Below are 25,815 nucleotides of genomic sequence, written 5' to 3'. Positions count from 1 at the left end.
ATTAGAGGTTAGAAGAGTGAGAGCTTGACGTACTTCTTGGGGTTTGCCTTGATGTCTCGGATTAGCGCATCGAGACTAGTCGTGACGCTGTCGATGCGGTTGTAGAGTCCGTCCTCGTTGAGGAGCCTGCCCACGGTACCGTTGGACTGGTTGAGTCGCTGGGTGAAGCTCTTGAGCTCACGCGAGGTGCTCTCTAGATTACTTATCGTCTCCTGCAGGCGTAGCGAGTCAAGCCTAGAGGCAAAGCTCTCAACATTTGCTGAGGTGTGGTCAATGCGCTCCATAATCTTAGGTAGCGAACTTAGAGACCGTTGTAGCTGAGCTGACGAAGCATTGATATGCTGTGCCGACTGACGCACATCGGCGAGCGTCGGCTCTATGTTTGGATTGGAAAGGATCGTATTGGCTTGTAGCAAGACGCTATCCATGCGGCTGAGCGTGGCAGAGATGCGCGGTACGAACTCGCTCTGTAGCTGCTCTAAGCTCATCGCCGATCGCTCGGTGGACATCGGGATGGTGTCCTTGGCATGGAGATAAGCGCCCGTCTCTAGCGCTGGTAGTAACAAGTTGACGATAGCCCCGCTGAGGAGCGTCTGGGCGACTTGTACCGTGGTGCCTTGGGGTAGCTGTACCTTGGGATCCAGGGTGAGCGTGAGGACAGCTTTGCCATTGTGTGCGTAGTCATACTCGATCTTGCGGACGGAGCCTACCTTGTAGCCGTTGACGAAGACCCGCGTAGCCACGTTGACCCCCGTCACATCGTTCATCGAGACATAGTAGGTCTTAGAGAGTCCCGCTATGGAGAGCCCCTTGAGGTAAGTGATCCCTAGGTATAGTATGAGGATCGCTAGGAGGGTGAAGAATCCTATCTTGACCGTCTGGCGTGTGAGTCTATTCTGTGGCATGGGGCTACTGAGTCTCTTAGTAAATCTCCTTATCTCTTACGCCCTTGCGGTAGCGTACGATGTAGCAGTCTGGATAGCGCTTGGCTAGTCGCTGCTGAGCTTGGCGTGCCTCGCTGAGAGAGTTGCACTGCTCGGCTGTGTAAATGTAAAGCTTGCCACGCTGCTCCCGCTGTACATCGGTCACATTGCGAAAGTAAGGGTCGCTCGTCTCTAGCGGTTGGCGAGAGGAGGCTATCTGTATGCGGTAGTACTCCTTACTGTCTGAGGTCGTGGTACTTTGCTGTGCTGTCGCCCCTTCGTCTGATGCTGACTCGGTAGTCTCCTTTTGGCCCTTTTGCTTCTTGGGGCTGGTCACACGGATATACTTCTTGTAGTATCTAGAGAAGCCGTCGGCGATGCCTTGCGCCAGTTGCTCACGTCCGCTCTGACTGACGAGGTAGTCCGACTCCGCCTTGTTTGTGATGAAGCCTAGCTCTATGAGGATGCTCGGCATGGCGGTCTCTCGTATTACGAGGAAGGGCCCTTGACGCACACTGCGATTGCCTCGTCCTAGCTTGACAAACGACTTCTGCACCTCGCTCGCTATATTGATGCTAGAGGTGAGGTGGACGTTTTGCATAAACTCAAAGATGATGTAGCTCTCCGTGCTGTTTGGGTCAAAGCCCTCGTACGTCTCCTTGTAGTCCTTCTCTAGGAGGATTACTTGGTTCTCACGCTTAGAGACTGCTAGGTTATCATTAGCGCGACGCAATCCCAGCACATAGGTCTCTGTACCAGAGGCACTCGGGCTCTGTGCGGAGTTGGTGTGGATACTGATGAAGAGATCTGCTTTCTTCCTATTAGCAAAGTTGGCTCGCTCTCGCAACCCAACGAAGACATCTGTCGATCGGGTCATGTAGACCTTTATCTCGGGGTGAGCCTGCTCGATATACTTACGAGTCAGGAGCGCTACGGCTAGATTGATATCCTTCTCCCTGCGTCCGAAGGCGCAGGCCCCAGCGTCATGCCCACCGTGACCCGCATCGATCACGACTGTATAAGCTTTACGCTGCGCTAGCAAGCCCAGGGGGCAGACTATCGTGGCAAGAAGTATAGCGAGGGCGAGTTTGACCAAAGACTTCATGAGGTGGCGAATAACTACTGAGAGCAAAGGTAAGAAATATAGCGCAAAGCAGCAGAATCTCCATCGACACCTCATAGCCTCTCGACCCATGGGATGCTATGTCTAGAGCTATAAAACAAAAAAGCCTCTCAGTAGTTACCGAGAGACCATCTGAAGCGTTGTATCACTATAAAGTGCTAGGCAATCGTTCGTGAGCCGCATGGGGCTCGAACCCATGACCCCAACATTAAAAGTGTTGTGCTCTACCAACTGAGCTAGCGGCTCGCCCTCACTCTGAGATCATAGCGTATGCGCTGATCTCTCTTTGGGCTAAAACGTGATGCAAAGGTACGAAAAATATAGATACGACAACAGCCTCCTCCCCCCTCAAGTTGGCAGTGTTGACGCATCTCAATCCGCTCTTCTTAGATGATATACGAGGAATATGTGGCTAAAACCTCGCTCCACAGCGCTAGAGAGCCACTTGACAGCTACTCCTGCGTCTCCGCTGACGGCAATCTCTCCCGAGGAAATCGTGAAGCTCCAGGGAGCAAACGAAAATTCTCCACGGAACCGGGAAATAAAAGTTCGGAAGAATGAAATGAAAGTTCGGAAGAAAGATTTCAAAGTTCCGAAGAATTTGTTCGTTCCTCACTGGATATTCAGAAAGCTTCACCGAGGAATCGTGCGATTTCCTTGATAGTGCCGTGGATGATCTTATCCCGCACAATGCTTCATCTCTGGAGTGGAGCTCGTCCTCAACTCTGACACTTACCGACTCCTCGTAAGGATTTCCCCGCTTCTCGCAGGGTAATGAAAAAATCCCCACCGAGGAATTGTGCGCTCCCTCGGTGGAGATTTAAAACAACCAGTTGGCTGTGGTCCGTTAGCCCTGACTACGCAGTGCTATAAAACAATCGGATGATAACGAATCGCTCAGACTACTCCGAGATCTCCGATACCATCCGACTGCCTAACTATGTGACGCCGATTTTTTTGCTAGCTGGCGACTACTTGTCTAGCGCTTTGCTTACGTCTCTGATAGCGCTCGCACTGCTGACAAGTGTCGTAGCCGAGTAGGGTGCCGAGGATAAAGTCTTCCTCAGGCGAGAGCATCGTCAAGGACCGCCCTCTCACCATCTCAGAGATAATGGCGATACATAGCTCCTTGCCAAAGAAGAGATTGACACGCGGTGACACACTAGAGATCTCCTCTAGATGGTAAGCTATGCCAGCACGCTCCAAGCGTCTCATCAGGAGAGGTGCCACTTCTCTGCTTACAGTGCAGAGAAACAGAGGACGTATTCCTTTCTGAAACTCGTAAACCTTGTCACTCAGCATCACCCACTCGGTCGACATACACACTTAACTAACAGAAAAAAAAGAATTATGAAAGAGGCTCGCTTACGTGCGTTATGCCTTTTTGATAGCTTGTACCCAAGTGTCGAGACGGTCATCTGTCTCGTCACTCTCGTTGTCTTCGTCTAGGCAGCAGCCGATGAGCTGACCGTCCTCCTCACAGCGTGTAGCATCGTAGCTATAGCCATCAGCGGGGATCTGCCCGATGAGGGTAGCACCAGCAGCTTTGACCTGCTCTGCGATCTCTGCCATAGCATCACAGAAGGTGTCAGAGTAGCTACTTGAGTCACCACAGCCGAAGACGGCAAACTGCTTGCCAGATAGATCTTGCTTAGCGAGCTTGGGTAGGAAGCCCTCCCAGTCGTCCTGCAGGTCGCCATAGCCCCATGTAGAGGAGCCGAGGATGAGGAGGTCGTACTCCATAGCTGACTCTGGCGTAGCATTAGCTACGTTGTGTACGTCTGCTGCGTCAATCCCTAGTAGCTGGGCAACCTTGTCTGCGATGCCCTCAACGTGCCCCGTAGAGGAGCCGAAGTATAGTCCAGTTTTCTTCATTTGCTTTGAAACGTTATGTTGGTATTTCTGTTTGCAAAGGTAGGAGCTATCTTTGCGCCAGTCAATACCTTAACCTAGGTAAAATAACTCGCTTGCTAGACTATAATACAAGAGAGTCTCTACCATCTGAGTGGCAGAGACTCTCTCTAAGTAACTATGGAAGCTGACTACTGTGCAGACTGCTTCTGACGAGCTTCATACTCCTTGAGTCCACCCTTGAGGAAGTCGATATACTTACTGATATCGGTGTTATGGGCATATGAGGGGCTCAGAGGATTGCCCGCAGGATCGATGGCGATGTAGTAAGGCTGTGCATTAGCTGCAAACTTACTACGCTGTAGGTAGCTCCACTTATCACCGACGGTGCGAAGCTTCTTGATGGAGCCGTTTTCCTCTACCTCAATGACCTTAGGCAGAGCGGTCTTGTCATCGACCATGAGGGTGATGAGGATGTAGTCATCCTCGAGGAGCCCCTTGACGGTTGGGTCGATCCAGACGGAGTTCTCCATCTCACGGCAGTTGACACAGCCATAGCCAGAGAAGTCTAGTAGGACAGGCTTACCAGTCTCCTGGGCGTAGCGCATACCAGCGTCAAAGTCGTCAAACTGAGCATGCACCTCACCATCGTACAGGTTGAAGTCTTGCGTGTAGAGTGGCGGAGCAAAGGCGGTAATAGACTTGAGCGGAGCTCCCCACAGACCAGGAATCATATAGACGGAGAAGGCCAGGGAGATGATTGCTAGGAAGAGACGAGAGACACTAACCTTCTCCAGTGGCGTATCGTGCGGTAGGCGTATCTTGCCGAGGAGATAGAAGCCTAGCAGTGCGAAGATGATGATCCAGAGTGCTAGGAATGTCTCACGGTCTAGGATACCCCAGCCGTAAGCGAGGTCGGCGACGGAGAGGAACTTGAGCGAGAGCGCTAGCTCGAGGAAGCCGAGGACCACCTTGACAGAGTTGAGCCAGCCACCACTCTTAGGCATGTTTTGCAACATGTTGGGGAAGATGGCAAAGAGCGAGAAGGGTAGTGCCAGTGCTAGCGCAAAGCCAATCATACCAATGGCGGGTGCTACGATCTGACCAGAGGTGCCAGCCTGTACGAGCAGGGTGCCGATGATAGGACCTGTACAGGAGAAAGATACCAATACTAGGGTAAACGCCATGAAGAAGATGGAGAGTAGACCTGTGGTGCTGTCTGCCTTGGAGTCCATCTTGTTGGTCCACTTAGCCGGTAGAACTAGCTCAAAGGCTCCAAAGAAGGAGACGGCAAAGAGAACTAGTATGAGGAAGAAGATGATGTTAAAGACGGCATTTGTCGCCAGATTGTTCAAGGCACTCGCTCCAAAGATAGCGGTGATGATCAGTCCTAGAGCTACATATATGACGATGATAGAGAGTCCGTAGATCATCGCATCTCGTATGGCAGCCTTGCGAGACTTGGTGCGCTTGAGGAAGAAGCTCACTGTCATCGGGATCATAGGCCATACGCAGGGAGTAATCAGAGCGATGAGACCTCCGAGGAAGCCGTAGATAAAGATGTACAGAAGACCAGCGGTTGACTGCTTTTGGTTGCGGTCGCCATAAGCCTTGAGCTGATCCACGACGGGTGCCCAGTAGCTTGACTCTGATATGCTCTCGGAGGTAGCTCCTGCCGAGAGAGAGTCAGTCGCTGCGAGTGCTGTCGTCTCGGTGCTATCGGTCTCTGCCTCTGTGGCAGTCGCCTCCTCTGATGGACTGGACGCTGTCAGGGCGAGCAGTGCCTTGGAGAGCTGCTTGGAGCTAAAGTTGAAGTCGTAGTCTACCTGCACACAGTTGTCTTGGCAGGCCTGACCCTTGAGGTAGCCCTCATAAGCAAAGGCTTTGGCATCGGTTATCTCGAGTTGCTGGGAGAAGGTGACGCTACCCTCAAACTCGCGAACCTCTATATTGAAGATGTCATCGATGTAGCTTTTGGGCTTTTTGTTTGCCTTGAAGCCCCCGAGAGCTTTAGCTCCGACGAGCTTGTCCGTATGAAACGAGAGCGGGACGGGACCACCCTTGGGAAGGTTTTGGTCATAGAGGTGCCATCCGCTGTTGATGCGGGCGGTGATGGAGACTGTGACTACCTTCTTGCCGTCGTCGGTAATCTGTTGCGAAAACTTGACGGGGTTGACCATTCCTCCACCTTGTGCGACGAGGGTGGAGCCTGTAGCAAAGAGAATGCTGAAGAGCAGGAATAAATACGTTATACGTTGCTTCATAACCTTTTGTTTGATGTTGGTTTATAGATGTTTGTTGAGTTGCTTTTTGTCTTGATGCGACACGGTCTCCTCTATGACGAGAGCTTCCTTTTGGGCTGCGGTGAGACGTGTCTGTGCGATTCGGTCTAGGTTGACAAGTGGTTTGTCTATGGTGAACAGCATCTTCTGTCGCTTGATGGGATGGAAGATGGCTAGCTCGGTGGCTCGTAGCGCTAGGTACTTGCTGAGGTCTGGGGCGATGGAGTCGTTGGCTCGGTGATCCCCTAGGAGCGGGTGCCCTATGCTGGCGAGCGTGGAGCGGATACTGTTATTGCGTGTGAGTAGTGAGAGACTGAGTCTCGTGATATAAGGACCAGTGGAGAGTACCTCGTAGCTAGCTCTAAAGGAGGCTGGCTTCTTGTCTCTGCCCGATGATGTGGAGGTGCGACGCTTGTCCGAGCCTCTCTTCTTATCCTTGGTGGGGCGAGTCGTTAGCTCACCGCTACTGGTGTCGAGAGCGCCTAGGACGACCGCCTCGAAGCTGTTGAAGAGGACGAAGCTATGCCACTCGGCTAGTAGGTCTTGCTGTAGTTGTCGATCGCGCGCTACGATGATGATCCCTTCGGTGTCCCGATCGAGACGGTTTAGGAGGAAGATCTTTTCGTTGGGATCAACCTTCTTAAGATGATGCGTCACTACCTGAAAGAGACTACTCTTGCTGGCGCCTCCCACGGAGATGGTGGGGATGCCGGGGCGCTTGTGCAGAACGATGAACTGCTCGTCACGGTAGAGCTCCTCAATGAGCGGATGCTGTAGCTCCTCGGCGGTACCTATATTGTAGATCTCTATGGAGTCTCCGATGGCAACGGGTGCGTCAAACTGTGTGGTCGTCACCCCAGCCAACAAGACGCAACGATTTCGCAGGAACTGCTTGACCGTCGTACGGCTTAGCTGTGGAAGTAGCTGGAAGAGTAGCTCGAGGAGTGCGCCTGGCTCTGTCGCTGTAAAGCTGTAGACGCGCTCACGCTGGGGAGCTTTGCGGATATTCTTGGTGGGTCTGGGGGGCATGGTGAGTGATTAGTCTGCTTGGTTATCCTTTGGCGCCTGAGGCTTGTGATATAGGAGCACTGTATTGGAGTAGAGTAGTAGGACTGACGCAATCATGAGTACGAGTCGCCAGTATGACTGCTCTACGATAAAGAGGTAGGAGCCTGAGACAAAGAGTATCCCTGCTAGGAGAGCCATGCCTCGTAGTCGCTTCGTGCGCAGGTCTACGCCACGCTTGTCGACGAGCGCCTGACTGATGGTGTAGAGTAGTGCTCCCGTCATGAGGAGATAGCCAAAGAGCACGCTCGGATAGAAGAGGTGCAGGAGCAGGCTCCCAAACAGAAGGATGAGCCCAAGCTTATAGCAGATATTGATCGCCCGTTGACGAGAGGTTGATGGTTGAGACATAGGGTGCTTTTAGAAAAGTGTGTGTCAAGATGGATAAGCTAGCTCATTTACTTTCACTATCCTCCGAGTCGGGTCTATCTTTGATGAGAAAGACTACTTCGTCAGGGCGTTGCATACGGTACTCCTCACGAGCGATACGCTCTAGCGAAGCTTTGTTCTGCTTATAGCTGTCTATCTTCAGACTGTCGCTCTGATAAGCCTCCTCTAGTCGCTTGCACTCATCGGTGAGTGCCTGAATGCGATGCGAGTAGCGGAGCTGCTTGCCGAGGTTGGAGTCACTGATGACAAAGGTGTAGAGCCCCATGCCCAAGACGATCAAGCCACAGAGGATAGCTTGCGCACGCTTGGGGTGCTCTGCACTAAAGCTTTTGATCTGACCAGTGATACGCTCTACAAACCGACGGATAGAGGACATAGTATGATAAGGAGTAGGTTAGCGTATCTCAATGGATGAAGAGCGGTCGCTCTGCGAGTCGAGGACCTTCGGTGAACCGTAAATGGTGAGTTCAGAGGCGCCTGCGAGCATGTAGCGTAGGTTGCCACTGTTGCGAATATCAGCCGAGGAAGCTCCTGCGAGGGATATGTCTAGGTCTGATACGGTCAGCTCTTCGCCATCAATCTCAGAGGCACCAGCTAGTGTAGCTTGCAGATTGGTGATTGCTCCTTTTATCTCAGCCTCCGAGCTACCTGCGAGTTGCATCGTCATCTGGCTTAGCTGATTGGCTAGGAGGTCAAGATCTGAGGCTCCCGAGAGATTGACCATAGCTCGTGTGGCCTGTACGGTGCCTGATACTTCGCTCGCACCTGTTGCCTCGATGCTTACCTCGTCTGCTGCGACGGAGAGATCCTCGATACTAGAGGAGCCCGATAGGTGAGCTGTGAATTGTGGCGTCTCAAAGCGTCCAAGAAAGCAAGCCTCAGCAGCACCCGCTAGATCTATCTGCGAGATGTATGGCATCGTGATGTGTACGGTAATGTTGTCCGTGTCGAGGCGTCGTTTGCCTTTGTTGGCCAAGCTGACGTAGAGTGTCTCGCCTTCCTGCTCTATCTTGAGATCGTCCATATAGTTCTCAGGGGCAGAGACTGACACGGAGTACTCTGCTCCCTGAGTAATCTCAAGCTCGATGCCATGATTCGCATTGATCGCCGTAAAGTCCTTAAAGTTGAGCTCTTGTTGTGCTATCGTAGTGGAGCCCTTCTTGTAAGTGCAACTAGATATGCCACATCCCAAGAGAATGGCGAGCGCTAGTAATGAGCTGGTTAGGATAGATTTATAAGTCATAGTATGATTCGTCAGTAAGATTGATATGAGGTACTTTAATTAGTTGTATCTTTGTCTAGTACTTCATGTCAGTTGACAAAGGTAACAAATACTCTAATAAGACACCCCATTTGTAACTATGAAATGTTTCTCCAAACTCTACATCATATCGCTGATTCCTCTCCTGCTATTATCGACTAAAGCTCTGCGGGGAGGTAATTTGTCGCCGATTTATAACAGTATCGGAGAGCCTCTTGTGCAGGCTCCAGACACGCTTGCCGAGGAGGATCTCGTCGGCATCATGCTCCCTGAGATACATGTCTCGGGTACTCCGCACAAGCCTCTCTCGAAGACTGAGCGCTATGCCTACTGGCGACGCGTACGAGATGTCAAGAAGGTTCTACCCATCGCAGAGGAGCTCAGCCGAACGATTACCGAGACGTACGAATATGCCGAGACGCTACCTACTAAGCGTGAGCGTCGGGCGCATTTGGCTCGTGTCAAGAAGGAACTAATCCGAGATTACACCCCACGGATGAAAGATCTGACCCTCGGACAGGGACTGCTCCTCATCAAGCTGGTCAACAGACAGACGGGCTCCACGGGTTATGAGATCGTTAAGTCTATCTACGGAGGACTTACTGCGACGTGGTACAACCTCTTTGCGAAGTTCTATGGAGGAGATCTGGACGTTAAGTTTGACCCTGAGCATGTCGAGGACGATGCGGTCACGGAGCGCATCATCTACTTGTGGAGATACGGCTTGCTCTAGCACGCAGCCCTCTTACAAACTCTTAAGCAGTCGCAGCACTCGGTCTCGCTGATAAGTGACTGGCTGATGCCCATCGATCCAGTGTATCGGTAGACCACGACGACTCATGCCTCGGAACCAAGTCATCTGCCGCTTGGCAAACTGATGAATGGCCGTCGCTAGTTGCTCCTCCATCTCGGAGTAGCTAAGCTTTCCTTGCAAATAGAAGGTGATGAAGCGGTATTCCAGGCCATACGCAATGAGCGCCTCTGAGGGCACCTGCTGGTCAAGCAGTCGTTCCACCTCTGTGACCATACCCTCCTCCAGTCTGCTCCGCAGTCGCTGGTCTATGCGTCGTATGATCTCTTGGCGGGATAAGCGTAGCCCGATGATGAGCGGAGGCTTCTGTCGCTTCGCCTCACGGAGTGCCTGCTGATAAGCTTGGTAAGCCTCGGGATGCTGAGCGTAGTACCTTGCTATCTCAATGGCTCGTATACACTTACGTGCCGAGCTCGGGTCCACGCGATCTATGCGTGGATAGCGACTGAGGATGGCTCTCAGGTCGTCTAGGCTGAGTATCTCTAGCTCCTCTCTCAGAGTTGCGTCGGGTGGTACTTGGTGCATGGGTCTCGTCTGCAGAACCTGCTCGACATAGAGCCCTGACCCGCCGACGAAGATCGGCTTGAGTTGCTGTGCGACCACCTCGTGGTACGCTTTATCAAAGAGCCGTACATACTTAAAGAGATTGAACGGCTGCCCTGCTGGGACGATATCAATAAGGTAATAGGGAATAGTGCCTCGCTCCGTGGTGTAGGAGTCTAGATCCTTGCCAGTGCCAATGTCCATACCGACGAAAACCTGCCGGCTATCGCCACTAAGGATAGCTCCGTGAAGTTCTTCCGCTAGAGCCACACCGAGCGATGTCTTACCGCAAGCGGTCGGACCTACGACTGTGAGTAACTCGGGATAGTACACTAAAGAGGATACTTCGGCGAGGCGAAACTATCTATTGGTCAGAGAACTTACGCTCTGCTGATCAAAGAGCCTGCGCATTAGGTGCGATCCTTGCGAATGACATCGTGTGCGCCTCCCTCGATGATAGAGGTCGAGGAGACGAGCGTTAGCTTAGCATTTTCACGGAGAGTCTTCAGGTCCACCGTGCCACAGCTACTCATCGTAGCTTTGATCTTGCTGAGCGTTTGGTCTAGCGTGTCCTTCATCGGTCCAGCATAGGGGACATAACTGTCCACACCTTCCTCAAACTTCATCACCGTCGCTACACCTCCGCCATCATAGCGCTGCCAGTTGTGCGCACGGTTGGAGCCCTCGCCCCAATACTCCTTGACAATGTTATTGCCGATACGCAGCTTCTCCGTAGGTGACTCATCGAAGCGTGCGAAGTAACGTCCCATCATGAGGAAGTCGGCACCCATAGCCAGAGCCAGCGTCATATGGTAGTCATGCACGATACCGCCATCGCTACAGATAGGCACGTAGATGCCTGTCTCACGATAGTAGTCGTCACGCGCCTTGGCAACGTCAATAACTGCGGTGGCCTGACCACGTCCGATACCTTTCTGCTCACGAGTGATACAGATCGAACCGCCTCCGATACCGACCTTAATAAAGTCTGCGCCAGCCTCTACGAGATAGCGGAAGCCATCTTGGTCAACCACATTGCCTGCACCTACGATGACGCGGTCTCCATACTGCTCTCGTATCCAAGTGATGGTCTCTTTCTGCCAGACAGAGAAGCCATCAGACGAGTCAATACAGAGTACATCCGCCCCAGCCTCTACCAGTGCAGGCACGCGCTCCTTGTAGTCGCGTGTGTTGATACCAGCACCGACCATGAGCGTTTTGTTGTGTGGGTTCTGTAACTCTAGCGGGTTCTCCTTATGGCTATCGTAGTCCTTACGGAAGACGAAGTAGCAGAGACGTCGATCCTCGTCAATGATAGGGAGTGCATTCAGCTTGTGAGACCAAATTATATCGTTTGCCTCGCTTAGCGAGATCCCCTTGCGTCCTGTCGTAAGGCGCTCGAAGGGAGTCATGAAGTCAGCCACCTTGCGATCCATCGAGTCGGTCGATAGGCGGTAGTCTCTACTCGTGACGATACCGCAGAGCACTCCATCAGGGGTGCCATCATCCGTTACGCCGATAGTGGAGTGTCCCGTGTTCTGTGTGATGGCCAGTACGTCCGCAAGTGTGTCCTTCGGACTGACGTTGGCATCGCTCCGTACGAAGCCCGCCTTAAACTTCTTGACACGAGCGACCATCTCAGCCTCCTCCTCGATCGGTTGTGACCCGAAGATGAAGGATAGACCTCCGTTGCGTGCGAGGGCTATAGCCATCGTGTCGTTGCTGACGCTCTGCATGATAGCAGATACGAAGGGTATATTGAGATTGATGCGCGACTCTTCCTTTGCGGGGCTATACTTAGCCAGCGGAGTGCGTAGAGAGATCTTGTCTACAGTGCACTCGGGCGTTGTCAGGCCAGGGATGAGTAGGTATTCGCCAAAGGTGTGCGACGTGTCAGGGAAGATGATTGCCATAGGAAAGCGAATGAGTAGTGGTGGGTGAATGGAGGGATGCTCTTAGCGTCTGCGGAAGTCTGTCCTAGCGTAGTCTATTGGAGGCACGTACGAGGATGTCGTCCTTGATGATGTTACGCATAGCCATATATAGGCACAGTAGACTGATGACAGGCAGTACGATCCAGCCCTGCATCTTAGTAGTCGCCTGCAGGAGATCAGCCTGTTGCCAGAGCATATAGGCAAAGGCTACGATAGCCGCCACCATCAGGAGGAGACCGATGATCGTCAGACGTATCTGTAGCTTGCGCCACTTGTAGAGGAATATGGTTGCAAAAGAAAGTATCGTCACTAGAGAGGTCAGTACGAAGGTGACTAGGTTAAAGTACTTAATACTAGTCCAGCCACTGACGATGAGTCCCGTGAAGTTTGCTGTGTAGAGCACCTCCTGACCAGAAGGGTTCACCGTGAAGAGTGTGACGAGTAGCAGTAGGGTTGATGTCACCCCACTGATGAATAGGTATAGAGTCTGAATGCGCTGCCACATAGTAAGCGTACGGTTGTGTGGGTTTGCTTTGCTTAGTCTTGTGACTCTTCGGGGAGACGGAAGTAGACCTCGCCATTGAGAAACTCGGTGGTAGCTACAAGCGTTGGCTTGGGGAGCTGCTCGTAGTACTTAGAGATTTCGATCTGCTCGCTATTTTCAGTAGGTGTCTCGTCAAGAGCGTCCTGATAGTTGGTCACCTCTTGTATCTTCTCCCGTATCTCGTCGCGCATCTCTACCGATATTTGGTTAGCGCGCTTGGATATGATACGTACGGTCTCGTAGATATTGCCTGTCTGCTCCCAGAGCTCAGGGAGTGAACGTGTGATAGTGGACTGTGGTACAGGCTGCTTCTTATTGTTTGTTGTCATAATGCGAAGTTCGGGGGTCTTAGTATGAGATGTATTTAGGACGAGCGTCTTAGATTGTCTAGCTCACGATCATACGCTGAGCACGATCGCGTAGAGTCTTAGCCCGCTTGAGGTGCTTTCCATTTGGGAAAGCGTTTTCGTAGTTATAGTATGCGTCGATGACCTCGCGTAGTCGTCCTTGCTTCTTGCTCTCCACACTGTTGATCGCTTGCTGGTAGGACGCCTCCACGATGATAAAGAGTAGATCCTCACGATGCTTCGTGTAGGGATAAGCCTTGAGCGCATTGCGAGCCGTGATGATGGCAGAGATATAGTTGTTACCTATATAGGTGCCGAGATTGTAGTATAGGTCAGCTGTGATCAGTTCCTTCTTAGCTAGGTTGTCCTGAAGGTCAAAGAGCATCTGCTCTACCTCCTTGCGGTGCTCACTCTGAGGATAAGCCTCCAGGAAGCCTTGTAGCTCCTTGAGCGCGCTGTAGGTGATAGACTGATCCAGACGTGGGTCGGGAGCTATGCGGTAGAGCGCTAGCCCAGTCTTGTAGCGAGCCTCTGCGGCTCGTGCGTCCTGTGGGTACTTGCTGTATAGTCTACGAAAGTACTCAGCGGCACTAGACTCTTGCTTGTTCTGTAAGAGCGCGTCGGCCATGATGTAGAGCGCCTGAGCACCCTCCTGCGTACCCTCGTAGTGAGGTAGGACGTCAACCATTAGCTCTGCTACACGGCTATACTTCCCCTCGTTGTAGTACTTCTTGGCATAGGAGTATCGGAGCGTGGGGTCCTTGGATTTCTGTATACGCATATACTCAGCGCAGCTACTAGTGCATAGGAGCCAGCAGCTGAGTACCAAGATGCGGAGGAGCGTTTGTCTAGTCATACTAAATACCTACAGTTGCACGCAAAGGTACGAAAAAAGAGATTAGAACGAGACCGTTTGTCCCGCCCGACATAGAAAATGTGAAGATACCCTAGCCCGCTCGTCCGTGAGTAGGCTAGGGTATCTTGTTATAGATAGAGTGCGTCTAGAAGGTGTAGAGCGAGCTAATAGACTCGTGGCTACAGACTCGGCGGATAGACTCGGCAAAGAGCTCGGCGACGCTGATGATGCGTACCTTCTCGCTCTTCTTAGAGTAAGGTATTGAGTCGGTGAAGATCATCTCCGTCAGACCAGACTGGTCGATGCGCTTCGTGGCGGGGTCGCTCATGACGGCATGTGTCGCAAAGGCTCTGACAGACTTCGCACCATGCTCCAGCATCAGGTCAGCAGCCTTGGTCATCGTGCCAGCGGTGTCGACGATATCGTCCACGAGGATTACGTCCTTGCCCGCTACGTCACCGATGATCGTCATCTCGGCCACCTCGTTTGCCTTAGCGCGACGCTTGTGGCAGATTACCATAGGTACCCCAAAGTGGCGAGCATAGCTATTAGCACGCTTCGTACCACCCACGTCAGGAGTAGCGATGCAGAGGTTCTCCACGGGTATGTTGTGCTCGATATACTCAGTGAAGACGGTAGAGCCGTATAGGTGGTCTACCGGTACGTTGAAGAAGCCTTGTATCTGATCAGCATGCAGATCCATCGTGATCAAGCGTGTGATGCCAGCTACAGAGAGGAGGTCTGCGATAAGCTTAGCACCGATAGAGACACGAGGCTTGTCCTTGCGGTCCTGTCTAGCCCATCCGAAGTAGGGTATGACGGCTGTGATGTAGTGAGCCGAGGCACGCTTGGCCGCATCGATCATGAGTAGGAGCTCCATGATGTTATCGGCATTAGGGTAGGTCGACTGTACGAGGAAGATATCCTTGCCACGGATGCTCTCTTCGTAGAATACGGCAAATTCACCATCGGCAAAGTGCTCTGTACGCATTTTGCCCAGGGGGCAGCCCAGTGAGTCACAGATCTTCTCAGCGAGGTTCTGAGAGGCTGAGCCAGCAAATACTAAGTAGGGTAGTTCGTTCATTGCATTATCAGTATAGAGACAATCAGTGCCACAAAGGTACGACTTTAATAATAAACGGGGGTTACAGCGATTCTTCGGTTCAGGGCTGCTCGTCTGCTCCGATCTCCCCGAAGCCTTGGGGAGAACTCACCAGCAACGAGATAAAAAAGAGTATATTTGCACCATCGATGGGTGTCGTATGAGCTAGTAGCACACGCCTCTAGGTGACACCTTATGTAAGCAAACGAAGAGTCAGCCTATTATAATATGAGTAAGCAAACGAAGAGTCAGCGTCTCGGTGTCATCGCCGATCTGCTCAGGACCCACGAAGTGACAGATCAAGCGATGCTCCTTGAGTTACTGCGAGGTCGCAATATCTCCATCACACAGGGGACGCTCTCGACCTATCTCGCTGAGCTGGGTGCGACCAAAGGGGTGCGTCCAGGCTCCTTCAAGTCATGCTATCAGCTCCCCTTGATGCCACAGGCTGACGCTGTCACGACCCAACCCACGGGGCTCATCTCCCCGACGGTCGGCTTCCGTTCGTATGCGCTCTCGGGGCAGATGCTGGTCATTCGCACGGAGCCCGGCTTTGCCCAGTCTATAGCGACCGTCCTGGACAGCTCCTCGTCATCGCTCTCGCTCGGTAGCGTGGCGGGCTACGACACTATTATAGTAGCCCTTGCTGAGGAGGCGACCGATGCCGAGGTGATTGACTGGTTGCATCGCATTATCCCCGAGTCTATCCTTGCGATAGGGGGGAGACGGCGGTCGTGATTTGACAAAATCGGTCATTCTCGTGACATATTCCGCCAAAAGACTTCTTCTTTAATCTAGAAACACTACATTTGTCGCGAATATCAGCTAGTGCCGATGAATATGAATACAGAATCTACAGGTACAAAGGGCAAGACCCACTGGGGGCTTCGCTGGTTTTACGACCTCTATCGTGACGGGCTACGTAGCCAGAGTCGCACGAGTCGTATGCTGTGGATTATCGTAGCCATCAAGCTCCTGATCATGTTTGCCATCTTGCGTCCTATCTTCTTCCCGCGTGTCATCGCAGAGCAGGGAGATAAGAAGGCGCAGATAGAGTATGTGCAGGATCAGCTGACGGCACCAGTCGTCGACACGCTCCATCATAGTAATCACTAACTTAACTATATAGCATAATGAATGTAGACGCTTTACTCCTCTGGTCTAGACTGCAATTTGCTCTGACCGCATGCTATCACTGGCTCTTCGTGCCACTCACGCTCGGACTGGGTGTGATCATGTCGATAGCTGAGACTAAGTACTATAGGACCAATCGCCCCGAGTGGAAGAAGTGGGCGATGTTTTGGCAAAAGCTCTTCGGTATCAACTTTGCCATCGGTGTCGCTACGGGACTTATCCTCGAGTTTGAGTTCGGTACCAACTGGTCCAACTACAGCTGGCTCGTGGGTGACATCTTCGGAGCTCCACTCGCCATCGAGGGTATCTTAGCTTTCTTTATGGAGGCGACCTTCATCGCCGTCATGTTCTTCGGGTGGAACAAGGTGAGCCGAGGCTTTCACCTAGCCTCTACCTGGCTAACCGTCATCGGTGCGACCATCTCGGCCGTATGGATCCTAGTCGCCAACGCTTGGATGCAAGACCCTGTCGGCATGTCCTTCAACCCCGCTACCGTACGTAGCGAGATGGCTGACTTCTGGGCCGTGGCATTCTCTAGCTCAGCGGTCAATAAGTTCTGGCATACGACTATCTCCTCCTGGACGCTCGGCTCTGTCTTTGCGCTAGGTGTCTGCGCTATCTATATCCTTCGTGGTAAGCACAAGGAGTTTGCACTGGCCAATAGTCGTATCATCGCTCCCTTCGGACTAATTGCTGCGCTACTCACCGCCTTCACGGGTGATACCTCTGGCTACAACGTGGCTCAGCGCCAGCCTATGAAGCTCGCTGCTATGGAGGCTCTCTATGATGCTGGCGAAAGCACCCCCGACGGCAAGACTGCTGACGGCAAGGGACTAGGCCTTAGCGCTATCGGTCTGCTAGACTGCGACAAGCTCACACCACAGGCCGAGGCAAACCAAGATCCATTCATCTTCAATATCAAGATGCCCTACATGCTCTCATGGCTGGGCACTCGCTCTACCAATGGCTACGTGCCTGGTATCAACAATATCCTTGAGGGCGGTTACTACGACAAGGATGGCAACCAAGCGCTCTCTGCTGATGAGCGTATGCGTCGTGGCAAGATAGCTATCGAGGCGCTCGCTGCTTATGGCGAGGCGCAGAAGGCTGGGGACGCTGCCGAGATGGATCGTCAGAATGCGATCATACAGGAGAACTTTGACCACTTTGGCTATGGTTATGTTCAGGACAAGGCGGATCTAGTGCCGAACGTACCGCTCATGTACTACGCCTTCCGCATCATGGTGGGGCTAGGCTTCCTCTTTATCCTGCTCTTCCTCCTCATCTGGATCCTGCAACGTAAGAAGAGCTACGAGGAGTACGCTCGCTATCGCTGGCTACATATCATCACGGTCATCTGTATCCCGCTAGCGTGGATCGCCAGTCAGGCTGGATGGGTCGTCGCCGAGATGGGTCGTCAGCCATGGGCTATCCAGGATATGCTCCCGCTGAATGCGGCTGTCTCTAAGCTGGCTCCCGAAAACGTGATGACCACGTTCTTCATCTTTGCCGTACTCTTTACGATCCTCCTCATCGCAGAGGTGAGCATCATGGTCAAGGCGATCAAGCATGGCCCTGAGTCTCATCTGAATGATGTAGAGCAGCTCTTTAGCAAGCGTGAGAGTAAGTAATCACTAACCCCATAGACACACTATCATAATGGACTACGCATTTCTACAGCAATACTGGTGGTTCCTAGTCTCACTGCTGGGTGCCCTGCTTGTCTTCCTGCTCTTCGTGCAGGGCGGACAGACCTTCATCTTTGCAGCTCGTCGTGACGAGCCTCTGCAGCGTATGATCGTCAATTCAACGGGTCGTAAATGGGAGTTTACCCTCACGACTCTAGTTACCTTCGGAGGTGCCTTCTTTGCCTCCTTCCCGCTCTTCTATTCAACCAGCTTCGGTGGAGCTTACTGGGTATGGATCTTGATCTGCTTGACCTTTGTCATCCAGGCGGTCTCGTATGAGTATCAGTCTAAGCATGGCAACATATGGGGCAAGAAGACCTTCCAGACCTTCCTCTTCATCAATGGTGTCTTGGCTCCGGTGCTACTAGGCGCTGCGGTCTCGACGCTCTTCACGGGCGGTAACTTCGTAGTGGACAAGAGCGCTATCTACGACCTCTCGTCCTCGATGCAGACCATCTCCGTCTGGCAGCCCGACCCCCTCACGGGGCTACAGCTACACGGGCTGGAGGCTATCTTCAACCCCTGGAATGTGGTACTCGGTGTGACGCTGCTCTTCCTCGCACGTACTACAGCGCTCCTATACTTCATCAACAATATCGAGGATGAGGTCGCCTACGAGCGTGCTCGCAAGAGCTTGCTCCCCAATGCTGCTATCTTCGTCGTCCTCTTCGTCGCTTATGTGGTCTTCCTCATGGTGACCAAGGGATACGATGTAGACCCCAGCACGGGAGCCGTGAGCCTAGTGCAGTACAAGTATCTGCACAACTTCCTCGCTATGCCAGTGATTCTCATTGTCTTCCTCGTGGGTGTGGTACTTGTCCTAGCGGGCGTGATCCTCACACTGGTCAAGAAAGGCTTCCGCAAGGGTATCTGGCTCGAAGGTGTCGGTGTCGTCCTCGCTGTCCTAGGTCTGCTCCTCATCCTCGGGTACAACAACACGGCTTACTACCCCTCGATAGCTGATCTCAATAGCTCGCTGACGCTACAAAACAGTAGCTCCAGTCCTTATACTCTCAAGGCTATGAGCATCGTCTCGCTACTGATCCCGTTTGTCCTCGCCTACATCGTCTACGCTTGGCGTGCGATAGACCGCAAGAAGATCACACGTCACGAGATGGGTCAAGACGAGGAGATCAAGTACTAGTCACTGTGGCTGCCCCCGCTAAGTAGGGGCCGCACACAAACCTCACACAGGGGGCGACACTGAGACGAAGGAGTCTAGGTGTCGCCCCCTCTCTTTGTGCAAATCTTACGTTGTAGTACAGCGAGACGTGTAGCCCTTTGTAGGGACGCACGATCTGTGCGTCCGTTGTGTCAAAGGTTACGGCGTCAGGGTTTTAACGGGGACGGACGCACGACCGTGCGTCCCTACAGCCGTTACTCGTGAGACTTCTGAATGTTGCACTTTGGACTAACTGTCAGTGCATGAGGATGAAACTTTAGTTCCACCTAGGAGAAACTCCAGTTTCATACGGAAGAAACTCCAGTTTCATACGGAAGAAACTCCAGTTTCATACGGAAGAAACTACAGTTTCATGGGGAAGAAACTGCGGGTGGCTCCGAGCGACGCGAGCTTAGTTGGTATATTTGTGGTAAATTTGTGGGCAAGAACGAACTTTCGCACACATTTCCGTGAACTATATCCTCTGTCCTCACTGTACGACTAAGATCTCCGAAGAGACGATTCTAGCTAATGCCGACTGCCGTGGCAAGGTTGCTATGCTCTGCCCAACATGCTCCGAGAGCCTACGCTTTCGCCTTAGGGGTACTACGCTAGAGCATCTCAAGGCGCGCTACGCTGACTTTGCGCCCGAGGGGGAGCCCGTGCGGGCTTACTTACAGTTGATTGCCAACGACTTTGCCTACGCTGCTCTGCTCCCGCTCTATGAGGGGTGCAACACGATAGGCAGCTACAATGGACGTGGCACCTCGGTGACTGTCCCCATACATAGTAGCGATCCGAGCTTGGGACGCAACCATTGTCAGATCACGATAGAGCCAGATGGCCAGGCGATCATACAGGATTTGGACAGTATGACGGGGACCTTCGTGGCGGGTGTTGAGTACCTGCCAGATACCTTTCGCGAGCTACAGTCGGGCGATGTGATCACGCTCGGAGCGACCTCCCTGATCTATGTGACACGGACTGACTACGAAGAGACAAATCCATAATCCCTCCAAACTTATTCCTTCTTATGAAGACGACAAACACACTTACTCCCGCTCTACGTCAAGAGATTATCTCGCTCGTCCACCAAGAGGTGCTCCCCGCTACGGGCTGTACCGAGCCTGTTGCCGTATCGCTCTGCACTGCTTACGCTAGTGCTACGCTAGGCGACTTTACGCCAGAGAGCGTCTCGGTATTGCTAAGCCCCAACGTGCTCAAGAATGCTCTCGGGGTGGGCATACCAGGGACGGGTATGATTGGATTGCCGATAGCTATAGCGCTAGGCATCGTCATCGCACAGCCTGACAAAGGGCTCACGCTCCTAGACAGCTTTACGCCTGAACAACTGGCTGAGGCTAAGCAGTTGGTCGAGGCTAAGGTCATTACTATCGGTACGAAGCCTGAGCCTGTAGACAAGCTCTACGCTGAGGTGACGATACAGACGACTAGCGGGGAGACCGCTACCGCTATCATCAGTGGCAAGCATGACCATCTGACTTATCTTGCCAAGGGAACCCAAGTGCTAGAGGATCATCCGATAGGGCAGCAGGAGGACGTGGAGGACGAGGAGGAGCTTACGCTCAACTTTTCGCTCGTCTATGACTTCGCTACGACTGCTCCGCTGGAGGAGATAGAGTTTATCCTAGCTGATGCGGAGGTCAATGCAGAGGCTAGTCGCCTCTCGATGAAGTCTAACTACGGTCACGCTGTGGGGCGTATGGTACAGAGTGACTTAGGGCGGAAGTATCTGGGAAACTCGACCTTGACGCAGATCATCTCGGCGACGAGTGCCGCCTGCGATGCCCGCATGGACGGGGCCCCAGTGACGGTGATGAGCAATTCGGGCAGTGGTAACCAGGGTATCACGGCGACGATGCCTGTGCTGACCTTTGCCAAGGAGCAGCAGAAGAGTCACGAGGAGACTGTCCGCGCTCTGATGCTGAGCAATCTGATGGTGATCTATATCAAGCAGAAGCTGGGTCGCCTCTCGGCTCTGTGCGGTTGTGTCGTTGCCTCGACGGGCGCTGCTTGTGGATTGACCTATCTGCTCGGAGGTAATAAGCAGCAGGTGAGCTATGCAGTGAAGAATATGGTGGGCAATATCACGGGGCTCCTCTGCGACGGGGCTAAGCCGAGCTGTAGCCTGAAGGTGTCGAGCGGTGTGAGCACGGCTATGTTCTCCGCTCTGCTAGCGATGGAGCAGAAGGTGGTCACGGGTAGCGAGGGCATCGTGGATGATGATGTGGATCAGACGATAGACAACCTAACCAGCATAGGCCGTGTGGGTATGAATGAGACGGATCGTCTCGTGCTCAACATCATGACCTCCAAGAACCACTAAGAGGCTTTCGCCTGACAAACGAAAAAGGCTGTAGCACCGCTCTCGGTACTACAGCCTTTACGTTTGCTATGCTTTGCTAGAACTAGAAGTTAGCGTTGTTTGGTGTGCGGGGGAAGGGGATTACGTCACGGATATTGGTCATGCCTGTGACGAAGAGTAGGAGTCTCTCGAAGCCTAGTCCGAAGCCCGCATGTGGTGCTGACCCATAGCGACGGGTGTCGAGGTACCACCACAGATCCTTGTCCTTGATGCCGACCTCCTGGGCACGTGCCGTGAGCTTGTCTATGTCGGTCTCACGCTCGCTACCTCCGATGATTTCACCGATGTGCGGGAAGAGGACGTCCATACCGCGGACGGTCTTGCCATCTTCGTTTTGCTTCATATAGAAGGCCTTGATCTCCTTCGGGTAGTCGGTCATAATGACGGGCGCATTGTAGTGCTGCTCGACGAGGTAGCGCTCGTGCTCGCTGGCGAGGTCGGCTCCCCAGTAGACGGGGAACTCGAACTTCTTGCCGTTACGGACGGCCTCCTCGAGGATGGCGACACCCTCGGTATAGGTGGTACGTACGAATGGACGCTCTACGACGAAGCGGATGCGCTCGATGAGCTCCTTATCGTAGTGCTCGGCGAGGAACTCAAGGTCGTCCATGCAGTGATCAAGAGCCCACTGGAGACAATGCTTGGTGAACGCCTCGGCGAGGTCTTGGTTGCCCTCATTATCCATAAAGGCGACCTCGGGCTCGACCATCCAAAACTCTGCGAGGTGCCGTGGAGTATTAGAGTTCTCAGCTCTAAAGGTAGGACCAAAGGTGTAGATACCTCCTAGCGCCATGGCTCCTAGCTCGCCCTCTAGCTGTCCCGATACGGTCAGTGAGGTATGCTTGCCAAAGAAGTCTTTGCTGTAGTCCACGCTCCCATCTTTAGCGAGGGGGAGCTTGTTCATGTCTAGCGTGGTGACGGTAAACATTTGCCCAGCACCCTCGGCATCGCTTGAGGTGATGATCGGGGTGTGGAGGTAAAAGTAGCCACGCTCGTGAAAGAAGGTGTGGATCGCATAAGCCATATTGTGGCGGATGCGGAGGACTGCTGCGAAGGTGTTGGTACGTGGACGCAAGTGAGCGATCTCACGAAGGAACTCTAGCGTGTGCCCCTTCTTTTGCAGTGGATAGCGGACGGGATCAGAGGTGCCGTAGATGGTTATTTCGCTAGCCTGTATCTCGTACTCTTGCCCTTGACCTTGAGAAGCGACGAGCGTGCCGACGACTCCGATAGCGGCGCCTGTGGTGATCTGCTCGATGAGCTTGGGGTCGGTCTGGGTCTTGTCAATGACGATCTGTATGCTGTGTATGGTTGAGCCATCGTTGAGCGCAACGAAGCAGACAGCTTTGTTGCCTCGCTTGGTACGTACCCAACCCTTGACACAGACGGGCTGGGGGAGCTGACGCTGAGCAAGCTGGGGGAGCTCCTTGATAGTAGTGCGTGGTAGTGAGTTATTCATAGTATCTGCTGATATGGTTTATACCTATTTAGTCTTCTATCTCTTCGGATGAGAAGGGATGGTCTGGTGTCTCTTGGTGCTTGTGATAAACTTTGGTGGTGGGGGCTACGCCATTGTCCTCCTGCTCTTTGATACCCATGCGGAGGTAGCGCACCTCCTCGGGAGTTAGGTAGCGCCAGCGTCCTCGTGGTAGATCTTTCTTGGTGAGGCCTGCGTAGTAGACACGGTCTAGATGCACGACGCGATAGCCTAGATGCTCGAAGATGCGGCGCACGATGCGGTTACGACCCGAGTGAATCTCTATACCGACCTTGTCGTGGGTCTGTCCAGTGATATAACTGATGGCATCGGCGTGGATCTCGCCATCCTCTAGCTCGAAGCCGTGAGCAATCATCTGCATATGCTCTACGGTGACCTCCTTGTCGAGGGCTACCTCGTAGATCTTCTTCTTGCGAAAGGCGGGGTGCATCAGGCGCACCGCTAGGTCACCATCATTGGTCAAGAGGAGGATGCCAGTCGTGTTGCGATCTAGTCGACCGATGGGGTATATGCGCTCGGTGCAGGCATTGTGCACGAGATCCATGACGGTACGCCGACCCTCGGGATCGGTGAGCGTGGTGACGCAATTCTTCGGCTTGTTGAGTAGTACGTAGACCTTTGCCTCTAGGGTGACTGGCTTGTCATCGACCATAACCTGGTCGGTCGGTAGTACCTGTGATCCAAGCTCGGAGACGACGGCCCCGTTGACCTTGACACGTCCAGCAGCGATGTACTGGTCTGCCGTACGACGCGAGCATAGTCCAGAGTTGGAGAGGAACTTGTTGAGTCGTATCGGTTCGCCCGCCTCAACTAGAGGAGAGGTGTAGCGCACTGGCTCGACGGGTGCCTTAGGTGTGCGAGGCTTAGACTCGTCCTTGCGCTGCTTGTTAGTACGCTGACCAGCGCTCTTGCGAGGAGCCGAGGAGCGCTTGCTCTTGCGGTCGGTTGAGTCAGCCGAGGCTTCTCTCTTACGACGTGGCGATGAGGTGCGAGCCTCTCCGCTATGAGCTGTAGGACGCTTGCCCTTGCCTCTCTGCTTAGCGAATGGGTATATGACAGGGTCATCCTGATTGCCATCACCTACTAAAGATACGGATGTCGTCACTTTGTGAAGACTCCGTCCTCCTAGATGTTGCTCGTCGAAGTCAAATCTGCGCTCCAAAGCTTTCTCAGCATTGATGTCGCGAGGCTTGACCATCTCGGAAGCATCTATGTTACGATGTGTCACCGTGGCTCCAGCCTCGCCACTAACCTTGACACGAATCAAGGATTCGCTGGAAGCGGGTCGCGCTATGCGTTGACGTCTTCGCTTGCCAGTAGATGCGGACGATGGCACCTCGGCAGATGAATCAGCAGAGGTGCTTGTCTTGTGCTGTGCCTCTGATGTAGGATTGCTGTCTATAGACATGAAGCTATTTAATGACTACACAACAAGTTCGGACTGTTGCGTAGTATGTTCTGTATCTAATGGGTCTCTGTCGCTGGTCAAAACAGTGTCAGCAAGCTCTCCTTCGGATCTCACGAACGGTGGATCTTACTAGCTGATTGAGCTGAGACAAAGGTACTAATTTATTGGCAGACTAGAGCCCCACGTAGTTGTGCGGGGTGATCTGACGGAGCTCCGCCTTGACCTCCTCGGCAACTTCAAGCGTATCGATGAAGTGTGCGATCGTCTCTTGGCTTATCTCCTCGCCCGTACGGGTCAGAGCCTTGAGCGTCTCGTAGGGGTGCGGGTAACCCTCACGACGGAGGATCGTCTGAATAGCCTCGGCGACGACGGCCCAGTTGCAGTCGAGGTCATGAGCGATGCGCTCGGGGTGAATAACCAGCTTGCCGAGTCCCTTGGAGAGACTGCTGAAAGCGATCATCGTGTAGCCCATCGGGACGAGCTGATTGCGGATCACCGTCGAGTCGGTTAGGTCACGTTGCAGACGAGAGATAGGGAGCTTGGAGGCTAGATGCAGAGCCACCGCATTAGCTAGTCCGAGATTGCCCTCGGCATTCTCAAAGTCAATGGGATTGACCTTGTGAGGCATGGCACTAGAGCCAACTTCTCCCGCCTTGATCTTCTGCCCGAAGTAACCCATTGAGATGTAGTTCCAGAAGTCTCGAGCGAGATCGATGAGGATTGTGTTGATACGCGCCATCGCCTCAAAGAGAGCAGCGAGATTGTCGTAGTTGGAGATCTGCGTCGTGTACTGCTCACGCTCCAGACCTAATGATGTGAGGAAGCTGTTGCCAAAAGCAACCCAGTCAATCGCTGGATAGGCGACATGATGCGCATTGAAGTTGCCCGTGGCTCCGCCAAACTTGCCCGTGATGGGTACCTGCTCCAAAGCTTTCGTCTGCTGCTCCAAGCGATAGACGAAGACCATGATCTCTTTGCCTAGACGCGTCGGGCTAGCAGGCTGACCATGCGTACGAGCCAGCATAGCGACATCGTGCCATTCATTGGCGAGCTGACGAAGTTGCTCGATGAGCTGCTGAAGGGTAGGTAGGTAAACCTCGTGCAGCGCCTCACGAAGCATGAGCGGGAAGGCGGTATTGTTGACATCTTGCGAAGTTAGTCCGAAGTGGACATACTCCTCTATCTCCTCTAGTCCCAGCTGAGGAAGGTGACGCTTGATGTAGTACTCGACAGCCTTGACATCGTGATTGGTCGTAGCCTCTATATCCTTGACCTCCTGCGCAGCCTCCGTGGACCACTCCTTGTAGAGCTGTCGTAGAGCCTGTTGCTTAGGCTCCGTGATGGCTTTGCTCAGTGCGGGTATCGCTTGGGTGAGTGCTATGAGGTACTCCACCTCGATGCGTACACGATAGCGGATGAGCGCAGACTCGGAACTGTAAGCAGCTAGGGGAGCCGTCTTGCTCGCATAGCGGCCATCTAGGGGGAGAGATTGCTTGAAGAGCGGACA

At 53.1% G+C, this 25,815-nt stretch carries 25 protein-coding genes and 1 tRNA gene; 7 read left to right on the top strand and 19 right to left on the bottom strand.

What is annotated here, in order from left to right; genetic code table 11:
* Window positions 1-8 precede the first annotated feature (8 nt).
* The 10 genes from PORUE0001_RS02105 to PORUE0001_RS02055 form a co-directional block, all read right to left on the bottom strand.
* Window positions 9-905 (bottom strand): MlaD family protein, encoded by an 897-nt coding sequence (locus tag PORUE0001_RS02105; protein WP_007364793.1) that lies wholly within the window; start codon window positions 903-905, stop codon window positions 9-11.
* Window positions 906-921: 16 nt separating this feature from the next.
* Complete coding sequence (locus PORUE0001_RS02100) at window positions 922-2,028, bottom strand: N-acetylmuramoyl-L-alanine amidase (RefSeq protein ID WP_007364820.1); 1,107 nt, start codon at window positions 2,026-2,028, stop codon at window positions 922-924.
* Between the two features lie 191 nt (window positions 2,029-2,219).
* A tRNA-Lys gene (locus PORUE0001_RS02095) sits at window positions 2,220-2,292 on the bottom strand.
* Window positions 2,293-3,006: 714 nt separating this feature from the next.
* Complete coding sequence (locus PORUE0001_RS02085) at window positions 3,007-3,348, bottom strand: DUF2023 family protein (RefSeq protein ID WP_232501394.1); 342 nt, start codon at window positions 3,346-3,348, stop codon at window positions 3,007-3,009.
* Window positions 3,349-3,420: 72 nt separating this feature from the next.
* Window positions 3,421-3,921, bottom strand: a complete 501-nt coding sequence (locus PORUE0001_RS02080) for a flavodoxin (protein ID WP_007364819.1) — start codon at window positions 3,919-3,921, stop codon at window positions 3,421-3,423.
* Between the two features lie 167 nt (window positions 3,922-4,088).
* A complete protein-coding gene (locus tag PORUE0001_RS02075) occupies window positions 4,089-6,161 on the bottom strand; it encodes a protein-disulfide reductase DsbD family protein (RefSeq protein ID WP_007364808.1) in 2,073 nt (690 codons plus the stop codon).
* 21 nt (window positions 6,162-6,182) lie between these two features.
* Entirely contained in the window at window positions 6,183-7,208 is a 1,026-nt protein-coding gene (locus PORUE0001_RS02070; RefSeq protein ID WP_007364827.1) for a pseudouridine synthase, read from the bottom strand.
* A gap of 9 nt (window positions 7,209-7,217) precedes the next feature.
* Entirely contained in the window at window positions 7,218-7,595 is a 378-nt protein-coding gene (locus PORUE0001_RS02065) for a hypothetical protein (protein WP_007364823.1), read from the bottom strand.
* Between the two features lie 43 nt (window positions 7,596-7,638).
* The gene (locus tag PORUE0001_RS02060) at window positions 7,639-8,010 is read right to left on the bottom strand and encodes an FtsB family cell division protein (protein WP_007364822.1); all 372 of its coding nucleotides are present in this window, start codon (window positions 8,008-8,010) and stop codon (window positions 7,639-7,641) included.
* Window positions 8,011-8,028: 18 nt separating this feature from the next.
* Window positions 8,029-8,877 carry a head GIN domain-containing protein gene (locus PORUE0001_RS02055; RefSeq protein WP_007364824.1) on the bottom strand — a complete coding sequence of 283 codons (849 nt, stop codon included), beginning with the start codon at window positions 8,875-8,877 and terminating at the stop codon, window positions 8,029-8,031.
* Window positions 8,878-8,995: 118 nt separating this feature from the next.
* Between PORUE0001_RS02055 and PORUE0001_RS02050 the strand changes: the two genes are divergently transcribed.
* Entirely contained in the window at window positions 8,996-9,628 is a 633-nt protein-coding gene (locus tag PORUE0001_RS02050) for a DUF4294 domain-containing protein (protein WP_039865311.1), read from the top strand.
* Between the two features lie 12 nt (window positions 9,629-9,640).
* Here the strand turns inward: PORUE0001_RS02050 and miaA are convergent, their stop codons facing one another.
* The 6 genes from miaA to PORUE0001_RS02020 form a co-directional block, all read right to left on the bottom strand.
* Window positions 9,641-10,582 (bottom strand): tRNA (adenosine(37)-N6)-dimethylallyltransferase MiaA, encoded by a 942-nt coding sequence (gene miaA / locus PORUE0001_RS02045; protein ID WP_007364810.1) that lies wholly within the window; start codon window positions 10,580-10,582, stop codon window positions 9,641-9,643.
* Window positions 10,583-10,659: 77 nt separating this feature from the next.
* Window positions 10,660-12,162, bottom strand: a complete 1,503-nt coding sequence (locus PORUE0001_RS02040) for an IMP dehydrogenase (protein ID WP_007364790.1) — start codon at window positions 12,160-12,162, stop codon at window positions 10,660-10,662.
* Window positions 12,163-12,226: 64 nt separating this feature from the next.
* Window positions 12,227-12,688: a DUF4293 domain-containing protein gene (locus PORUE0001_RS02035; protein WP_007364812.1), complete on the bottom strand. Its 462-nt coding sequence runs from the start codon at window positions 12,686-12,688 to the stop codon at window positions 12,227-12,229.
* A 32-nt stretch (window positions 12,689-12,720) separates the two neighbouring features.
* Entirely contained in the window at window positions 12,721-13,056 is a 336-nt protein-coding gene (locus PORUE0001_RS02030; RefSeq protein ID WP_007364811.1) for a DNA-directed RNA polymerase subunit omega, read from the bottom strand.
* Window positions 13,057-13,114: 58 nt separating this feature from the next.
* Window positions 13,115-13,930: an outer membrane protein assembly factor BamD gene (locus PORUE0001_RS02025; RefSeq protein ID WP_007364818.1), complete on the bottom strand. Its 816-nt coding sequence runs from the start codon at window positions 13,928-13,930 to the stop codon at window positions 13,115-13,117.
* 145 nt (window positions 13,931-14,075) lie between these two features.
* Window positions 14,076-15,014, bottom strand: a complete 939-nt coding sequence (locus PORUE0001_RS02020) for a ribose-phosphate pyrophosphokinase (protein WP_007364809.1) — start codon at window positions 15,012-15,014, stop codon at window positions 14,076-14,078.
* A 246-nt stretch (window positions 15,015-15,260) separates the two neighbouring features.
* Between PORUE0001_RS02020 and PORUE0001_RS02015 the strand changes: the two genes are divergently transcribed.
* The 6 genes from PORUE0001_RS02015 (at window position 15,261) to PORUE0001_RS01990 (ending at window position 21,363) form a co-directional block, all read left to right on the top strand.
* Window positions 15,261-15,770 (top strand): arginine repressor ArgR, encoded by a 510-nt coding sequence (locus PORUE0001_RS02015; RefSeq protein ID WP_007364805.1) that lies wholly within the window; start codon window positions 15,261-15,263, stop codon window positions 15,768-15,770.
* Between the two features lie 102 nt (window positions 15,771-15,872).
* A complete protein-coding gene (locus PORUE0001_RS02010) occupies window positions 15,873-16,148 on the top strand; it encodes a DUF4492 domain-containing protein (RefSeq protein ID WP_232501393.1) in 276 nt (91 codons plus the stop codon).
* Window positions 16,149-16,165: 17 nt separating this feature from the next.
* A complete protein-coding gene (locus PORUE0001_RS02005; protein WP_007364825.1) occupies window positions 16,166-17,797 on the top strand; it encodes a cytochrome ubiquinol oxidase subunit I in 1,632 nt (543 codons plus the stop codon).
* Window positions 17,798-17,825: 28 nt separating this feature from the next.
* The gene (locus PORUE0001_RS02000; RefSeq protein WP_007364829.1) at window positions 17,826-18,998 is read left to right on the top strand and encodes a cytochrome d ubiquinol oxidase subunit II; all 1,173 of its coding nucleotides are present in this window, start codon (window positions 17,826-17,828) and stop codon (window positions 18,996-18,998) included.
* 488 nt (window positions 18,999-19,486) lie between these two features.
* Window positions 19,487-20,026: an FHA domain-containing protein gene (locus tag PORUE0001_RS01995; RefSeq protein ID WP_007364832.1), complete on the top strand. Its 540-nt coding sequence runs from the start codon at window positions 19,487-19,489 to the stop codon at window positions 20,024-20,026.
* Between the two features lie 23 nt (window positions 20,027-20,049).
* Window positions 20,050-21,363 (top strand): serine dehydratase subunit alpha family protein, encoded by a 1,314-nt coding sequence (locus PORUE0001_RS01990; RefSeq protein ID WP_007364826.1) that lies wholly within the window; start codon window positions 20,050-20,052, stop codon window positions 21,361-21,363.
* An 82-nt stretch (window positions 21,364-21,445) separates the two neighbouring features.
* On the opposite strand, the gene asnS is transcribed toward PORUE0001_RS01990, so the two are convergent.
* The 3 genes from asnS to purB all read right to left on the bottom strand — a co-directional run.
* Window positions 21,446-22,861 (bottom strand): asparagine--tRNA ligase, encoded by a 1,416-nt coding sequence (gene asnS / locus PORUE0001_RS01985; protein WP_007364796.1) that lies wholly within the window; start codon window positions 22,859-22,861, stop codon window positions 21,446-21,448.
* Between the two features lie 28 nt (window positions 22,862-22,889).
* Complete coding sequence (locus PORUE0001_RS01980; RefSeq protein WP_007364792.1) at window positions 22,890-24,308, bottom strand: pseudouridine synthase; 1,419 nt, start codon at window positions 24,306-24,308, stop codon at window positions 22,890-22,892.
* Between the two features lie 172 nt (window positions 24,309-24,480).
* A partial coding sequence (purB, locus tag PORUE0001_RS01975) for an adenylosuccinate lyase (RefSeq protein WP_039865309.1) occupies window positions 24,481-25,815 on the bottom strand: 1,335 nt, incomplete at its 5' end.

Source organism: Porphyromonas uenonis 60-3 (genome assembly GCF_000174775.1).
In the GTDB taxonomy this organism is placed as follows: domain Bacteria; phylum Bacteroidota; class Bacteroidia; order Bacteroidales; family Porphyromonadaceae; genus Porphyromonas; species Porphyromonas uenonis_A.
This window is presented reverse-complemented; position numbering and strand designations above follow the sequence as displayed.

Coding starts and splice junctions, on each gene's coding strand:
- PORUE0001_RS02025 (WP_007364818.1), bottom strand. CDS start 13,930: ATGACTAGACAAACGCTCCTCCGCATCTTGGTACTCAGCTGCTGGCTC.
- PORUE0001_RS02105 (WP_007364793.1), bottom strand. CDS start 905: ATGCCACAGAATAGACTCACACGCCAGACGGTCAAGATAGGATTCTTC.
- PORUE0001_RS02065 (WP_007364823.1), bottom strand. CDS start 7,595: ATGTCTCAACCATCAACCTCTCGTCAACGGGCGATCAATATCTGCTAT.
- PORUE0001_RS02020 (WP_007364809.1), bottom strand. CDS start 15,014: ATGAACGAACTACCCTACTTAGTATTTGCTGGCTCAGCCTCTCAGAAC.
- asnS (WP_007364796.1), bottom strand. CDS start 22,861: ATGAATAACTCACTACCACGCACTACTATCAAGGAGCTCCCCCAGCTT.
- PORUE0001_RS02080 (WP_007364819.1), bottom strand. CDS start 3,921: ATGAAGAAAACTGGACTATACTTCGGCTCCTCTACGGGGCACGTTGAG.
- PORUE0001_RS02000 (WP_007364829.1), top strand. CDS start 17,826: ATGGACTACGCATTTCTACAGCAATACTGGTGGTTCCTAGTCTCACTG.
- PORUE0001_RS02060 (WP_007364822.1), bottom strand. CDS start 8,010: ATGTCCTCTATCCGTCGGTTTGTAGAGCGTATCACTGGTCAGATCAAA.
- PORUE0001_RS02055 (WP_007364824.1), bottom strand. CDS start 8,877: ATGACTTATAAATCTATCCTAACCAGCTCATTACTAGCGCTCGCCATT.
- PORUE0001_RS02015 (WP_007364805.1), top strand. CDS start 15,261: ATGAGTAAGCAAACGAAGAGTCAGCGTCTCGGTGTCATCGCCGATCTG.
- PORUE0001_RS02030 (WP_007364811.1), bottom strand. CDS start 13,056: ATGACAACAAACAATAAGAAGCAGCCTGTACCACAGTCCACTATCACA.
- PORUE0001_RS02010 (WP_232501393.1), top strand. CDS start 15,873: ATGAATACAGAATCTACAGGTACAAAGGGCAAGACCCACTGGGGGCTT.
- PORUE0001_RS02050 (WP_039865311.1), top strand. CDS start 8,996: ATGAAATGTTTCTCCAAACTCTACATCATATCGCTGATTCCTCTCCTG.
- PORUE0001_RS02085 (WP_232501394.1), bottom strand. CDS start 3,348: ATGCTGAGTGACAAGGTTTACGAGTTTCAGAAAGGAATACGTCCTCTG.
- PORUE0001_RS02040 (WP_007364790.1), bottom strand. CDS start 12,162: ATGGCAATCATCTTCCCTGACACGTCGCACACCTTTGGCGAATACCTA.
- PORUE0001_RS02035 (WP_007364812.1), bottom strand. CDS start 12,688: ATGTGGCAGCGCATTCAGACTCTATACCTATTCATCAGTGGGGTGACA.
- PORUE0001_RS01990 (WP_007364826.1), top strand. CDS start 20,050: ATGAAGACGACAAACACACTTACTCCCGCTCTACGTCAAGAGATTATC.
- PORUE0001_RS02075 (WP_007364808.1), bottom strand. CDS start 6,161: ATGAAGCAACGTATAACGTATTTATTCCTGCTCTTCAGCATTCTCTTT.
- PORUE0001_RS02070 (WP_007364827.1), bottom strand. CDS start 7,208: ATGCCCCCCAGACCCACCAAGAATATCCGCAAAGCTCCCCAGCGTGAG.
- PORUE0001_RS02100 (WP_007364820.1), bottom strand. CDS start 2,028: ATGAAGTCTTTGGTCAAACTCGCCCTCGCTATACTTCTTGCCACGATA.
- PORUE0001_RS01980 (WP_007364792.1), bottom strand. CDS start 24,308: ATGTCTATAGACAGCAATCCTACATCAGAGGCACAGCACAAGACAAGC.
- PORUE0001_RS02005 (WP_007364825.1), top strand. CDS start 16,166: ATGAATGTAGACGCTTTACTCCTCTGGTCTAGACTGCAATTTGCTCTG.